At 60.7% G+C, this 15,014-nt stretch carries 14 protein-coding genes; 4 read left to right on the top strand and 10 right to left on the bottom strand.

Annotated features, from left to right (window positions below; all coding sequences use genetic code 11):
• The first annotated feature begins 28 nt into the window (after positions 1-28).
• The 3 genes from coaE (at position 29) to yacG (ending at position 1,841) form a co-directional block, all read left to right on the top strand.
• Positions 29-667: a dephospho-CoA kinase gene (coaE, locus tag WM40_RS20545; protein ID WP_024901865.1), complete on the top strand. Its 639-nt coding sequence runs from the start codon at positions 29-31 to the stop codon at positions 665-667.
• A 183-nt stretch (positions 668-850) separates the two neighbouring features.
• Positions 851-1,603, top strand: coding sequence for a cell division protein ZapD (zapD, locus tag WM40_RS20550; RefSeq protein ID WP_024901866.1), 753 nt, complete (start codon positions 851-853; stop codon positions 1,601-1,603).
• A gap of 13 nt (positions 1,604-1,616) precedes the next feature.
• Positions 1,617-1,841, top strand: coding sequence for a DNA gyrase inhibitor YacG (yacG, locus tag WM40_RS20555; protein WP_024901867.1), 225 nt, complete (start codon positions 1,617-1,619; stop codon positions 1,839-1,841).
• Between the two features lie 74 nt (positions 1,842-1,915).
• Here yacG and WM40_RS20560 read toward each other — a convergent pair whose 3' ends face one another.
• Genes WM40_RS20560 through secA form a run of 4 tightly spaced genes read right to left on the bottom strand, consistent with a single transcriptional unit; the run spans position 1,916 to position 7,537 of the window.
• Positions 1,916-2,410 (bottom strand): NUDIX domain-containing protein, encoded by a 495-nt coding sequence (locus WM40_RS20560; RefSeq protein WP_081764754.1) that lies wholly within the window; start codon positions 2,408-2,410, stop codon positions 1,916-1,918.
• Positions 2,407-3,282, bottom strand: coding sequence for an ATP-binding protein (locus tag WM40_RS20565; protein ID WP_024901869.1), 876 nt, complete (start codon positions 3,280-3,282; stop codon positions 2,407-2,409). Before WM40_RS20565 ends, WM40_RS20560 begins: the two co-directional genes overlap by 4 nt.
• A gap of 37 nt (positions 3,283-3,319) precedes the next feature.
• Positions 3,320-4,564, bottom strand: coding sequence for a bifunctional glutamate N-acetyltransferase/amino-acid acetyltransferase ArgJ (gene argJ / locus WM40_RS20570; protein WP_046153829.1), 1,245 nt, complete (start codon positions 4,562-4,564; stop codon positions 3,320-3,322).
• Between the two features lie 45 nt (positions 4,565-4,609).
• Positions 4,610-7,537 carry a preprotein translocase subunit SecA gene (secA, locus tag WM40_RS20575; protein ID WP_024901871.1) on the bottom strand — a complete coding sequence of 976 codons (2,928 nt, stop codon included), beginning with the start codon at positions 7,535-7,537 and terminating at the stop codon, positions 4,610-4,612.
• A gap of 271 nt (positions 7,538-7,808) precedes the next feature.
• Between secA and WM40_RS20580 the strand changes: the two genes are divergently transcribed.
• Positions 7,809-8,399: a DciA family protein gene (locus WM40_RS20580; RefSeq protein ID WP_081764755.1), complete on the top strand. Its 591-nt coding sequence runs from the start codon at positions 7,809-7,811 to the stop codon at positions 8,397-8,399.
• A gap of 149 nt (positions 8,400-8,548) precedes the next feature.
• Here the strand turns inward: WM40_RS20580 and lpxC are convergent, their stop codons facing one another.
• From lpxC to WM40_RS20610, 6 genes are all read right to left on the bottom strand, one after another.
• Positions 8,549-9,466, bottom strand: a complete 918-nt coding sequence (gene lpxC, locus WM40_RS20585) for a UDP-3-O-acyl-N-acetylglucosamine deacetylase (protein ID WP_024901873.1) — start codon at positions 9,464-9,466, stop codon at positions 8,549-8,551.
• Positions 9,467-9,866: 400 nt separating this feature from the next.
• A complete protein-coding gene (locus WM40_RS30290) occupies positions 9,867-10,031 on the bottom strand; it encodes a hypothetical protein (protein WP_157685876.1) in 165 nt (54 codons plus the stop codon).
• A 347-nt stretch (positions 10,032-10,378) separates the two neighbouring features.
• Complete coding sequence (gene ftsZ / locus WM40_RS20595) at positions 10,379-11,575, bottom strand: cell division protein FtsZ (protein WP_024901875.1); 1,197 nt, start codon at positions 11,573-11,575, stop codon at positions 10,379-10,381.
• Between the two features lie 291 nt (positions 11,576-11,866).
• Positions 11,867-13,099, bottom strand: coding sequence for a cell division protein FtsA (gene ftsA, locus WM40_RS20600; protein WP_024901876.1), 1,233 nt, complete (start codon positions 13,097-13,099; stop codon positions 11,867-11,869).
• 117 nt (positions 13,100-13,216) lie between these two features.
• Positions 13,217-13,975: a cell division protein FtsQ/DivIB gene (locus tag WM40_RS20605; RefSeq protein ID WP_024901877.1), complete on the bottom strand. Its 759-nt coding sequence runs from the start codon at positions 13,973-13,975 to the stop codon at positions 13,217-13,219.
• 12 nt (positions 13,976-13,987) lie between these two features.
• On the bottom strand, positions 13,988-15,004 hold the full coding sequence (locus WM40_RS20610) for a D-alanine--D-alanine ligase (RefSeq protein ID WP_046153836.1): 1,017 nt from the start codon (positions 15,002-15,004) through the stop codon (positions 13,988-13,990).
• Positions 15,005-15,014 lie beyond the last annotated feature (10 nt).

Consider the following 15,014-nt stretch of genomic DNA (forward strand, 5'->3'; position numbering starts at 1 on the left):
CGAGACCATCGCCGCCGCGCCGGCACGCCTGTTGCGAATTGGCTTGACCGGCGGCATCGGCAGCGGCAAGACGCTTGTCAGCGACGCACTGGCCACTCTTGGCGCCTACGTGATCGACAGCGACCTGGTGGCACACGCGGTTACGGCGCCCGGTGGTAGCGCCATCGCGCCGATCAGGGATGCGTTCGGGCCCATTTTCATCAACGGGGACGGCGCACTGGACCGGCCACGGATGCGTGACAAGATCTTCACGGACCCGCACGCCCGGCGACAACTGGAAGCGATCACGCATCCTTTGATCCGCGCCGCCATCGACGCTGAGAGCGCCAGCGCCGCGCGGCGCACGCCGGCGCCTGCCTATCTGGTTTTTGCCGTGCCATTGCTGGTGGAGTCGGGACAAACCGAGCGCTACGACCGTATTCTGGTGGTGGATTGCGACGTCGAGACGCAAGTGACGCGGGTCGTTACGCGGCGGGGACTGCCGGAGGTGCAAGTGCGTGCGATCATCGCCTCGCAGGCCAGCCGGGAAGCACGGCTGGCCGTTGCCGACGATGTGCTGTTGAATCAGGATGTCGCTTTGGATGCATTGCACACCGAAATTGCGTCACTCCATCGCCGTTACGTGGAGATCGCGCGTTGCGGTACGGATGACCCCGCATTAGAATGACACGTTGGCACGGCCCGCGCGCCGCGTTGCGCCGTTTTCACTTGACGCCGCGACATGCGCGTTACCGACCTCACTTGCCGTGGCGCGTAACGCGACGCGGCAAGAATGACGAATTTCATGCGAGCGGCGGGCGAACCTCGCACCCGCTGCGCCACCCTGTCCTAAAGGCGATTCCGCTTGAATATTCTTTACGAATATCCGTTCAACGAACGCATCCGGACCTTGCTGCGGCTGGAAGATCTGTTCGAGCGATTTGTGTTCTTCCTCGAACAGGAAGATCCACGCATGCATCATGCCGCGTTGACGACGCTGTTTGAAATCGCCGATGTCACCGGACGCACCGACCTGAAGTCCGACCTGTTCAAGGAACTCGAACGCAAGAAGCAAGCGTTGACACCTTTGCGCGACAACCCGGATATCGAGCAAAACCGTCTGGAGTCCCTGTTGAGCGGATTTGATGATGCTCTGAACGGTCTGACCCAGTTGCATGGCAAGCCAGGGCAGCATCTGATCGAAAACGAATGGCTGAGCGGCATCCGCAGCCGCATGGTTGTGCCCGGAGGGACCTGCAAGTTTGACCTGCCGTCGTTCTACGCATGGCAGCAACATCCGGCGGACGTACGTCGCAGGGACATCACCAACTGGATTCGTCCGGTGCTGCCGCTTTACGAAGCCGCCAAACTGGTGCTGCGCCTGGCACGCGAATCAGGTCATGGCAAAAAGGTCATGGCCGCGCAAGGCAGCTATCAGGAAATGCTGTCTGGCCGCAGCTATCAGTTGATGCAGATATGGGTGGAACCCGACATGGGAGCGATCCCGGAAGCCAGCGCCAATAAGTACATGTTGTGGGTACGCTTCACCGTCCAGGATGGTGATATGAAACCCCGCGCGCTCGATCATGACGTCCCGTTCGAGCTACGTCTCTGCAGTTTGTAATACCGTCGTTACGATGACTACCGTCAAATGCCCGACATGCGGCGCTTCGGTCGAATGGAAGCCGGAAAATCGATTCCGCCCGTTTTGCTCCGAGCGTTGCAAGCAAATCGACCTTGGCGCCTGGGCAGCCGAGAAATACACCATCAGCAGCGATGCGCAGGACCCGACACAGGACGGCGAGAGCGGCATCGATCAAGGACCGCCGTTGGAAGGCAGCGACCGTCGACGTATCAACTGACGCGACTGAGCGGCCCACATACAGCCGCGCGGCGTGCACCGCACCGTGTCACATGCGAATGCCGCGGAGGTACATCAGGCCCCGCCCCGCTCCGATGCCAGCCAGGCAATGATCGGTTCGGCGGCCGGGAGCAGCGGCGTGATCGTCACGGGCGTTTCTGCCCAGAAAAAAGCTTGCCCTTCACGTCCGGTCGGTACGCCGTCCCACCGGGTGATCTTGTGAAAAAAAAGCCGCACATAGGCATGCGGATAATCATGTTCCAGCACGCGCCAAGGCACGCTGCCGTGAATGCGCACGCCCAGTTCCTCTTCAAGCTCCCGCGCGAGCGCGGTCTCGACTGTCTCGTCCTCTTCCAGCTTGCCACCAGGAAATTCCCAATATCCGGCATACGGCTTGCCGTCGGGGCGTTGCGCCAGCAGAAAGCGTCCTTGCGCATCGAGCATCACTCCCACCGCAACCCGCGTAACAGGTCTCCCGTCGAGCGTGCGGGTGGGCGCGTCGCGGTCATTCGACGCGCCCACCGCTTCGGTAACGTCACGACTGACCTGGGATTGCGGGATGTCACTCATGGTGCCGACGCCATACGCTTGCCGCACCAATCCCGTGCGAACTGGAACGCCACCCGGCCGGAACGCGAGCCCCGCTCGAGCGCCCAGACCAACGCATCGCCACGCGCCGTTTCCACGGTGGCGTTGTCGCACCCGAAGTGACGCAGCCAGTGCGAAACGATCGATAGGTAGTCGTCCTGCTTGAATGGATAAAAACTGACCCACAAGCCGAAGCGCTCTGACAACGAGATCTTTTCCTCGATGACCTCGCCCGGATGAATCTCGCCATCGCTGGTGTGCTTGTAGGTCTCATTGTCCCGTTGATATTCGGGCAGCAGGTGACGACGATTCGACGTCGCGTAGATAAGCACATTGTCCGACTGCGCCGCGATCGATCCATCCAGCGCCACCTTCAGCGCCTTGTAGCCCGACTCGCCGTCCTCGAACGACAAGTCGTCACAGAAGATCACAAAGCGCTCCGGTCGCGCCGACACGAGGTCGACGATATCGCCAAGGTCGTGCAAATCGTCCTTGTCCACCTCGATCAGGCGCAGGCCGCGGGCGGCATATGCGTTCAGGCAGGCCTTGATCAACGATGATTTGCCTGTGCCGCGCGCCCCGGTCAGCAACACGTTATTGGCCGGACGGCCTTCGACAAACTGCCGGGTATTGCCGTCGATCGACGCTTTCTGGCGGTCGATGTTCTGCAAGTCCGCTAACGTGATCGAGGAAACAGACGGTACCGCCTGAAGATAGCCGCGTCCCTGACGCGTGCGCCAACGGAAAGCAATGGCCTGCTCCCAGGCCACCTCGGGCATCGTCGGCGGCAGCAGCGCCTCCAGCCGGCCGAGCAGTGCCTCGGCCCGCGTCAGAAATTGGTCAAGCTTTTCCATGGGCGCGGCCTCCTCCGCAAAGCGTCGTGTCGACAGGTCAGGACCGATAGTCGGCGTTGATGCTGACGTATTCATGCGACAAGTCGCACGTCCAGATCGTCGCACTGGCGTCGCCGCGCCCCAAGACCACACGTACGGTAATTTCGCTCTGCTTCATCACCCGCTGTCCGTCTTCCTCACGGTAATCCGGATTGCGGCCACCCGACTTCGCCACCCAGACATCGTCCAGATACAAATCGATCCCACCAACATCCAGATCGTCGACACCGGCGTAACCGATCGCGGCGAGGATACGCCCGAGGTTCGGGTCCGAGGCGAAGAACGCGGTCTTCACCAGCGGCGAATGGCCGATCGCATAACCGATCTTTCGGCACTCGGCCGGATTCGCGCCGCCTTCAACGCGGATCGTGATGAACTTGGTCGCGCCTTCGCCGTCCCGCACGATCAATTGCGAGATCTCCTGCGCCACCGCGAGCAAGGCATCGCGCAATGCCGCATAGGCGGGCGCATCGGCTGACATAATCGGCGGCAGTGACGAATGCCCAGTAGCCGCAATGATGAACGAGTCGTTCGTCGAGGTATCGCCATCGATCGTCACGCAGTTGAAAGAGCGGTCCGCGATGTCCTTGACCAATGCATCCAGCAAAGCGGGCGCGATGCCGGCATCGGTCGCCATGAAGCCCAACATCGTCGCCATGTTCGGCTTGATCATGCCGGCACCCTTGCTGATGCCGGTAATCGCCACGCGATGCCCGTCGATCGTCACTTCACGCGACGCCGCTTTCGGCAGCGTGTCCGTCGTCATGATCGCCTGAGCGGCCTCATGCCAATGCGCGGGCGACTGTTGCGCCAACGCCTGCGGCAGACCCGCGACCAGACGATCGACCGGCAGTGGTTCGAGAATCACGCCCGTGGAAAACGGCAGAATCTGCTTTGCATCCAACCGCAGTAACGCCGCGAGTTCGGCGCAAGTCTGACGCGCATGCGCCATGCCGGGCGCACCGGTCCCGGCGTTCGCATTGCCTGTATTGACCACCAGCGCCCGGATGCCCGGCGCGCCCGCCTCGCGCTGCGCCGACAGGTGTTCACGACACACGGTCACTGGCGCGGCGCAAAACCGGTTCAACGTAAAGACACCAGACACGCTCGTGCCCTCGTCGAACCGCATCACCAGCACATCCTTGCGGTTCGGCTTGCGAATATGCGCCTCGGCCCACCCCAGTGTCACGCCGGCGACGGGATGCAGTTGTTCGGCACGAATGTCAGGAAAATTAACGGCCATCGCGCGGCCCTCTCGAAAAAGATCTTCAGAAAAACACCGCCAGCATCAGCTCAGCTTGCCGTGACATTGCTTGTATTTCTTGCCGCTGCCGCAAGGACAAGGGTCGTTGCGCCCCACCCGCGGCACCGCCGCACCATCTTCCGCCACAGGCGTATGGGCCGGCGGCGCGGCAATCGGCGATTCATCGGTCTGCCCGTAGCGCCCGGCCGACGCCGCGGCCGGATGCACGCCGGCGGCCAGCATCGCGGCCGAACCGCTGGACACGGCGCCCGCCGCCACTGCAATCGGTGCCCGCGTGCCCGGCACACCTACACCGGATACGGCTACATCGCCATGCTGAACGATCTCCGCGCCAGTCTCGTCGCTGGAATGGAAGGCGACGCCGGCCAGCTCTTCCGCCGCCAGCTCCTCCACGCGTTCCGTCGCGTCTTCGAGCTGCTCTGGTGACTGGATCTGTACGGTCATCACGAAGCGGATCACCTCGGACTTGATCGCATCCAGCGTCTGCGCGAACAACTCGAACGCCTCGCGCTTGTATTCCTGCTTCGGGTTCTTCTGCGCATACCCACGCAGATGGATACCCTGACGCAAGTGATCCAGCGCGGCGAGGTGCTCGCGCCAGCGGGAGTCCAGTGTCTGCAACATCACCGAGCGCTCGAAACCATTGAAGCTCTCTCGGCTGACCATGCCGACCTTCATTTCGTAGGTGGCGTCAGCATCCTCGAGCACCTTCTCCAGAACGTCCTCATCGGTCACGTTCTGCGCCGCCTTGACCAGTTCCGTCAATGGCACGAACATCTGCCAGTCGTCGCGTAGTACCTGTTCCAGCCCCTCGAGCTGCCACTGTTCCTCGATACTGCCGGCGGGCACGTAGGTGCGGACCAGATCGTTGAACACCGACGCACGCATCGCCGCGATCGTCTCCGAGATGTCACTGGCTTCCAGCAGCTCGTTGCGCTGCTGATAAATGACCTTGCGCTGATCGTTCGACACATCGTCGTATTCGAGCAATTGCTTGCGGATATCGAAGTTGCGTGCTTCCACCTTGCGCTGCGCGGACTCGATCGACCGCGAAACGATGCCCGCCTCGATGGCTTCGCCTTCCGGCATCTTCAAGCGGTCCATGATCGCGCGAACGCGGTCCCCGGCAAAAATACGCAATAACGGATCTTCCAGCGACAGGAAGAAGCGCGACGAACCCGGATCACCCTGACGGCCCGCGCGACCGCGCAACTGGTTGTCGATGCGACGCGACTCATGCCGTTCAGTACCGATGATATGCAGGCCACCGGCACTCTTCACCTGCTCATGCAGCGTCTGCCACTCGTCGTGCAGTTTCTTGATCATCGCCGGTTTGGCATCGGCCGCAATGCTGTCGTCTGCCTCGACGAAACCGGCCTGCTTCTCGACGTTGCCGCCCAACACGATGTCGGTACCGCGACCGGCCATATTCGTGGCGATGGTGATGACGCCCGGACGTCCCGCCTGCGCGATGATCTCCGCCTCGCGCTCGTGCTGCTTCGCGTTCAGCACCTGATGCGGCAACTTCACCTGGTTCAGCAGATGCGACAGCAACTCCGAGCTTTCGATCGACGTCGTGCCCACCAGCACCGGCTGCCCGCGCTCATTGCACTCCTTGATCTCGCGAATGACCGCATCGTAGCGTTCCTTCGCGGTCTTATATATCTGGTCCTGGCGATCGGTCCGCTTCGGCGGCCGATTGGTCGGGATCACGACCGTTTCCAGGCCGTAGATTTCCTTGAATTCGTAAGCCTCCGTTTCCGCGGTACCGGTCATGCCGGACAGCTTCGCGTACATCCGGAAGTAATTCTGGAACGTGATGGACGCAAGCGTCTGGTTCTCGTTCTGGATCTTGACGCCTTCCTTCGCCTCCACCGCCTGATGCAGGCCCTCGGACCAACGTCGGCCGGACATCAGACGTCCGGTGAATTCATCGACAATGACCACTTCGCCGTTCTGGACCACGTAGTGCTGGTCGATCAGGAACAACGTGTGTGCGCGTAGCGCGGCGTACACGTGGTGCATCAACGTGATGTTCTGTGGTGCGTACAGGCTCTCGCCCTCACCGATCAAGCCCCATTCCGACAACAACTTCTCGGCTTTCTCATGACCACTTTCGGTCAGGAACACTTGGCGCTGTTTTTCATCGACGGTATAGTCACCCGGCACTTCCACGCCGGTACCGTCGGATTTTTCTTCCCCGATCTGACGCGTCAATTCTGCCGGCAGTGCATTCATCCGCACGTACAGGTCGGTATGATCCTCGGCCTGGCCGGAAATGATCAATGGCGTACGCGCTTCATCGATCAAGATCGAATCCACTTCGTCGACGATCGCGAAGTTCAACTGGCGTTGCACGCGGCCTTCTACCTCATAGACCATGTTGTCGCGCAGATAGTCGAAGCCGAATTCGTTGTTCGTGCCGTACGTGATATCCGACGCATACGCCTGCTGCTTCGACGCGTGATCCATCTGCGACAGGTTGACGCCGACGCTCAGCCCAAGCCAGTTGTACAGGCGTCCCATCGACTCCGCGTCACGCTGCGCAAGGTAGTCGTTGACGGTGATCACATGCACGCCATGACCGGACAATGCATTCAGGTAGGCGGCAAGCGTGGCGCAAAGCGTCTTGCCCTCGCCGGTGCGCATTTCGCTGATCCGACCGTCATGCAAGGCCATCCCGCCGATCAACTGCACGTCGAAATGCCGCATGCCCAGCACGCGCCGGCTGGCTTCACGGCATACCGCGAACGCCTCCGGCAGCAACTTGTCCAGCGTATCGCCTTGCGCGATCCGTTGGCGGAACTCGACCGTCTTGCCTTGCAGCTCGGCATCGCTGAGCTTTTCGATCTGCGGCTCTAGCGCATTGATCACGGCGACGGTTTTACGGTACTGCTTGATCAGCCGTTGATTGTGGCTGCCAAATACCTTCTGGAGAATTCCGGAGATCATCAGGTCGTTTCTATGCGTCGCGCCGCGCTATGACGGCAGGTTGATCGGCAGCGGGGATCCCAGACGGATCGACGCATGGATCGCCCTGGCCGGGCCACGGCCCGACGCCGGCGCGGCGATAAAGGCAGCGGGCAGCGTCGGTTTGCTTGTAAAGTGAATTGGGCATTTTATCACGCGACACCCCGCAGCCGCGTGCAACGGTGGTATCTTAGACCATCTGGCGGAATCCACCCGAATCTCGTTCAGGTTATCTGTCCGTTCCTCGCTGCTTATGCCGCCTTTCTCGTCCGTCCCCTGGTCCGACTCTCCTGCTCAAGCGCCCGAGCGCGTCACCGACAAGCCGTCCGGCCAGGCGCCAGCACGCGGGCGTGGCGCCGATCGGCGAACCATTCGGCCGAACGGTCGACCGGATCGCGGCGACCGCGCCAGGCGTCCGGTAGCGATCAGCGATGCACTGGCATCGAACGATGCCTTTGCGGCACTCCGAGAGGGCGTTGCGCGACTTCAGGCGCTGGAGACCGATATCGGCGCCTGCTTGCCCGCCTACCTGTGTGGCAACGTCTCGCCAGCAGGCACGCAAGATGGCACGTTGACACTGCTGACGCCGCATAACGCTTTGGCCGCGCGCCTGCGGCACCTCGCACCAACGTTGGTATCGGCACTGCAGGCGCGCGGTTGGCAGATCGAGGCGATCAAGGTACGCATTCGTCCGGTTGCCGCAACGCCTCCACCCCAGCCGAAAACCGCACGGATCAGTCCGGTAGGGCTTGCCTGCCTCGATGCACTCCGCGCATCACTGGAACCGTCGCCGCTAAAGGATGCACTCGAAACGATGGTGTCGCGGCATGGCAGACATCGTTGAGCAATATGCGCGTGTAGCAAAAACCGCGAGCAAACAAAGTGGCACGCTAAAAAAAACCTGCTGTGGTTCGTTAGAACGCACGCAGGTTTTTGCTTCCGGCCGACACGCCCAGCAACGCGCCTCAGCCAGTTGTCAATAGGCGCCGGCTTTCAGGCATAGACTGATTGCAGGTCCAACGCGACACCCTTGGGTGCCTTTTGAATATCGTCGAACGTAACGATCTCATAAGCGTCTTCATGCGCAAACATTTCGCGCAGCAGCAAATTATTCAATCCATGCCCCGACTTGTACGCAGTATAGGCGCCCAGCAGCGGATGACCGGCAACGTACAGATCACCAATCGCATCCAGGGTCTTATGCTTGACGAATTCATCGTCGTAGCGCAGTCCGTCATTGTTCAAAATGCGGTATTCATCGAGCACGATCGCGTTTTCCATGCTGCCGCCACGCGCCAGGCCCATCTCGCGCATCGCCTCGAACTCGTAAGCGAAACCAAACGTTCTCGCTCGCGCGATATCCCGGATATATGACGTCTCGGCGAAATCCACTTCCACCTCCTGCCCCGTCTTATCCACCGCCGGATGCTGGAAATCGATCGTGAACTTCAGCTTGAATCCGAAGTACGGATCGAGCCGGGCATATTTGTCACCCTCACGCACTTCCACCGGCTTCTTGATGCGAATGAAGCGCTTCAGCGCATTCTGCTCCTCGATTCCCGCCGATTGCAGCAAGAAGACAAACGATGCGGCGCTGCCATCCATGATCGGGATTTCTTCGGCAGTGATATCGACATATAGATTGTCGATTCCCAAGCCCGCGCAGGCAGACATCAAGTGCTCGATCGTCGACACGCGTGCACCATCCTTCTCCAGCACGGAGGCCATGCGCGTGCCGCCGATCGCGTGCGCCCGCGCCGGGATCTCGACGACCGGGTCGAGGTCGACCCGCGTATATACGATGCCGGTGTCCTTGGGCGCCGGACGCAACGTCAGTTCCACCTTGCGGCCCGAATGCAGGCCGATACCGGTGGTCTTGACGATCGTCTTGATGGTTCGTTGTTTCAACATAAGCGTCACTCTTCGTGGTCCTGCGCGCGTTTTCCGCGATTGCCGATGCGCCACAGCGCAATCAACCCACGGAAATTACGTCGAGCGTGCCCCTGGATGGGGTGCCTGTCCAATCAATCGCATCGTTTAGCACACAAACGATTGATTTGATTAATCGGACGCTCTTATTCCATAGTCCGTATTCTACCAAAGCACGCTAAGGCACGATGCTTCATCGTGCTTCATTGTGTTTCGGTTTGTTATCCCTGCAACAACGTTTGCTACGCAAAGCCCTTTCGCTTGATATAGCAAAAACCGTGACAGCCAAATGACACAACGGCTCGACAGGTTGGGGGGAGGCATTCCCCATCCCGTCGAGCCGTTGTCTGAAAGTGCAACTTACGTTGCGTTTAAGCGACGCTCAGGCTCCGATTCCGCCGGCATCCTGCCCGAGATGCGTAATGACGATGTGTCGCCCCAACCTGAAACAGCCCGATGTCAGGCCTGAATCGCACCCTTCATCGGTTGGGAACGTGCCACCAATCGTCATATCGGCGGCGGTATCGGTGTCTGAATGAACATCCACTCTCACGTCCGGATACTGCCGTGCCGCTGCATCACGGTCGACTTTCGAGACAACTACGGATAAAGCGGGCGATCTTGCCGGATGTCCATCGGCAACCGTGCCGACAGCGCCGCCGAATGCAGATCATTCGTCGGTTCCTTTCATCCGATGTCCATTTCGCCGGGGGGCGCGGTGCCCTGCGGGTCCTGAACCCACAATGATGCACGCCTCGCCGTCCTCATAGCTTGTCTAACGGACGATCACTCCGCAATCTTGAGTCAAAAGACTCACGCTTTTAGCGCATCCGCACTCCTGCTCTCTCGAAATCAACCCGTACCGCACCGTCACGACATGGCCGGCACGCGACGTCAGTCCGCCTGCTTGCGCAAGAAAGCCGGAATGTCGTGTGTTTCCACGCCCTTTTCACGCAACGCCGCCACGTGCGCCGACGCCGTCTCACGTGTGTTGCGCCACACCGCCGGTGTATCCAACGAACCGTAGTCGGCAACCCCACTGCCGACGTGGTGCGTGGCATTACCGTGTTGCATGTGGATCATCGCGTTGTCGGTACCGGTACGCAACAGCGTCATCGGTGCAGACTGTGCCTTTTTACCGGCACGACCAAGGCCCGTCGCCACAACCGTCACGCGCAGCGCATCACCCATTGCATCGTCGTACACGGTACCAAAGATCACCGTCGCGTCTTCCGCGGCGTAGCCCTTGATCGTGTTCATCACTTCACGCGTTTCCGACAAGCGCAGCGAGCGGCTTGCCGTGATGTTGACCAGCACGCCACGCGCCCCGGACAAGTCGACACCTTCCAGCAACGGGCTTGCCACGGCTTGCTCCGCGGCCAGGCGTGCGCGATCGACACCGGCAACCGTCGCCGTGCCCATCATCGCCTTGCCCTGCTCGCCCATGACCGTCTTCACGTCTTCGAAGTCGACGTTCACCAGACCGTCGACATTGATGATTTCCGCGATACCGGCCACGGCGTTATGCAGCACATCGTCGGCGCATTGGAAGCACTTGTCCATCTCGGCATCGTCGCCCATGACTTCGAACAACTTGTCATTCAACACGACGATCAGCGAGTCAACGTTCTCTTCAAGTGATTGCGCGCCGGCTTCCGCCACGCGCTTGCGCTTGCCGCCTTCGAACTCGAACGGCTTGGACACCACGCCTACCGTCAGAATCCCCATTTCCTTCGCGCATTGCGCAACCACCGGCGCCGCACCAGTACCGGTGCCACCCCCCATGCCGGCAGTGATGAACACCATATGCGCGCCACGCAGTGCGTCGCAGATGCGCTCACGCGCTTCTTCCGCCGCCGCGCTGCCCATTTCCGGCTTTGCGCCTGCACCAAGGCCGGTCTTGCCCAACTGGATCACCGTGGTTGCCTTCATGCGTGCAAGCGCTTGGGCATCCGTATTCATGCAGACGAATTCCACGCCTTGCACGCCGCGATTGATCATATGCTCGACAGCATTGCCGCCAGCGCCGCCTACTCCCACCACCTTGATTACGGTGCCGTTGGTTTCGGTTTCCAGCATTTCGAATTCCATGTTTGCCTCCATCTTGAATTAAGAACGTTACCTCGACTCGGCGCTCACGCAGCACGGCAATCGTGCTTTGTATCGCGTCGTGGTACTCGGGCAAGTACCACGACGTGCGCCGCCGCCGCGCGACGCAAAAACCATCATGACTGTTCACTACCCTTCTACAGCAACCTGCTCTCTACTGCTGCAACCTTTTGCAACTGCCCCGCATTGGCATATCGATGACCTAACGCATGACCCTTGCCTGTCGATGACACCACCAATGCAATTGTGATTCGATACCGCCACACCATCGGTTTAGAAATTGCCGACAAACCACTCTTTCATGCGCGAGAAGAACCCGTTCATCGATCCCGTCTTCGGCGACACCTTGCGTCCCCGCGCGCGTTGCGCATGCGCTTCATGCAACAACCCCATCGCCGTCGAGTAGCGCGGATTACGCACCACGTCGGCCAGCCCTCCGGAATACTCCGGCACACCTACGCGCACGGGCTTCAGGAAGATGTCTTCGCCGAGCTCGACCATGCCCGGCATCATTGCGGCACCGCCGGTCAGCACGATACCCGACGATAACAATTCCTCGTATCCCGACTCACGGACCACCTGCTGGACCAGCGACAGCAATTCCTCGACGCGCGGCTCGATCACGGCCGCCAGAGCCTGGCGCGACAACGTACGCGGACCGCGCTCGCCAAGTCCGGGCACTTCGATCATCTCGTCCGGATCCGCCAGCGCCTGCTTCGCGATGCCGTGCGCGACCTTGATGTCTTCCGCGTCCGGCGTTGGCGTGCGCAGCGCCATCGCCACGTCGCTGGTGATCTGGTCACCAGCAATTGGGATCACTGCCGTGTGCCGGATCGCGCCTTCGCTGAAGATCGCGATATCGGTCGTGCCGCCACCAATGTCGACCAGCACGACCCCCAGTTCACGCTCGTCGTCGGTCAATACAGACAAACTCGACGCCAGGGGATGCAACACGAGATCGTTGACTTCGAGACCGCAGCGACGCACGCACTTGACGATGTTCTGCGCCGCGGACACCGGGCCAGTCACGATGTGCACCTTCACTTCCAGGCGAATACCGCTCATGCCGATGGGCTCGCGCACGTCCTCCTGCCCATCGATGATGAATTCCTGCGTCAAGATGTGCAGCACCTGCTGATCCGTGGGAATGTTGATCGCTTTCGCGGTCTCGATCACCCGGGCCACGTCGGCCTGCGTCACTTCCTTGTCCTTGATCGCCACCATGCCGCTCGAATTGAAGCTGCGAATGTGACTGCCAGCAATACCGGTGAACACATTCGTGATCTTGCAATCGGCCATCAACTCGGCCTCTTCCAGCGCACGCTGAATCGACTGAACAGTGGCCTCGATATTGACGACGACGCCTTTCTTCAGGCCGCGCGATTCGCTCTGGCCAAGGCCGATGACCTCGTAGCGCCCATCGCCACGCAGTTCACCGACGATCGCCACCACCTTCGAGGTGCCGATGTCGAGCGAGACCAACAGTTCCTTGAAATCTTTACTCATGGCGTGTGTGTAAAACGTTGGCGTTATCGTGTGTCGCTGAAACTGCTGCCATCAGTGCGCTGGCTTCTACCAACGCCGCAGTACTTTTTGTTGCATTTGCCGCCCTTGCCGCAACCTTCATCGGTTCGCTCCGGTCGCTCGCGGATCTTTCGCGAACCGCATCGAGGCCGCCCGGATCGAAAAACCATTTGGATAACGTAAGTCGGCGTGATCGATGTCGGGCCCCCACTGCTTGGTTATCTCTGGCCAAGCCTTCACCAGGCGCGTTGTGCGCTCATCGAGCGTCTGCGGATTACGTTCGCGGCCCAGATCGACCTCCAGCCCATTGTTCAGTTTCACAGTCCAGGCGTACCGGGCGGACAGCGTGACCGACTCCGGCACCGCGCCCAGTGGCTTAAACCATTGCGTGAAGTCGTGATACCGCTGCACGACCATCTTTTCACTACCCGGCGGCCCACTGAACGCCGGCAAGTCACCATCCACCTCGTCCTGGTTCACCGTAAACAAATCCCCATCCACACTCACCATCTGGTCGTCGCCCCATGTCGCCAGCGGCCGGTATTCCTCTAACGAGACCGCCAGCCCGTTCGGCCAGACGCGTCGAACACTTGCGTGATGCACCCACGGCATCTGCTCGAATGCAGCCTGCGTACGCTCCAGGTCCACCGTAAAGAAGTTGCCATGCAGCGTGCTCAATACGTCCGCCCGGATGGTCGGAGCGTTCACGTGCGCGACATCTCCCTCCACCGCAATCGTGCGCAGCGAGAACATCGGTCGCTGCGCGCACCAATAACCGGCCGCGCCCAATAATGCCAACAGCGCCAGTGCCGTCAGCAGGCTTGCCGCCGCATTCAACTGACGCACGTTGTGCCACATGCCGCTCATCCGTCAGGCATCCAACGTCAACGACAACACATGCAGGACCAGATCCTCATACGACACGCCAATCGCACGTGCCGCCTTGGGTGGCAACGAATGATCGGTCATGCCTGGCGCGGTATTGACTTCGAGGAAATACGGATCGCCCTTCGCATCCACCATGAAATCGACGCGGCCCCAGGTGCTGCCACCCAGTAACGCGAACGCCTGTTTCGCCAACACGGAAAACGCTGCTTCGCGCGCCTCGTCGAGACCCGACGGAATGAGGTACTGCGTTGCATCCGACAGGTACTTCGCGTCGTAATCGTAGAACTCGTTTTGCGGCACGATCTTGATAATCGGCAGCGGTATGTCCCCAGCGATCGCGATCGTGTATTCCCCTCCGATACTGGTCAGTGGATCGCCGCCCGCCTCGATGCTCTGCTCCACCAATACGATCTTGTCCGCGAGCGCGGCCGCCGCAACCGCCGGTGCCAGCGCATCGGCCGTCTTGACCTTGTACACCGCCACGCTAGACCCTTCGCTAGCGGCCTTGACGAACAACGGCAGGCCGAGCTTCGCGATGATCTCCGTCGCACGCGGCTGATAGGCTGGCGCGTCAGCCGGCGCGCCGGACGCGCCGAGCAACCGGAACACCGTCTCGAACGGCGGCGTGGGAATACCCGCCTGCTGCCACACGAGTTTGCTGCGGAACTTGTCCATTCCCAACGCCGATCCCAATACGCCCGGACCTGTGTACCGAACGCCAAGGAAGTCCAGTGCCCCCTGCAGGCGGCCGTCTTCGCCATAGCCGCCATGCAATGCGTTGAAAACGCGCGTAAAGCCCTGGTCCTTCAATGTCAGCAGAGACTGCTCCGACGGATCGAAGGCGTGCGCATCCACGCCGTGGTGCCGCAGCGCCGCCAGCACCAGCCCACCGGATTTCAGTGACACCTCGCGCTCCGCGCTTTCGCCACCGAGCAGCACAGCGACCTTGCCAAAGCGTGCCGGGTCGCGTTGGGCATGCGCTTTCCACGACGTCTGCATCGTGCTGGCC

It is taken from the genome of Robbsia andropogonis (genome assembly GCF_000970345.1).
In the GTDB taxonomy this organism is placed as follows: Bacteria; Pseudomonadota; Gammaproteobacteria; order Burkholderiales; family Burkholderiaceae; genus Robbsia; species Robbsia andropogonis.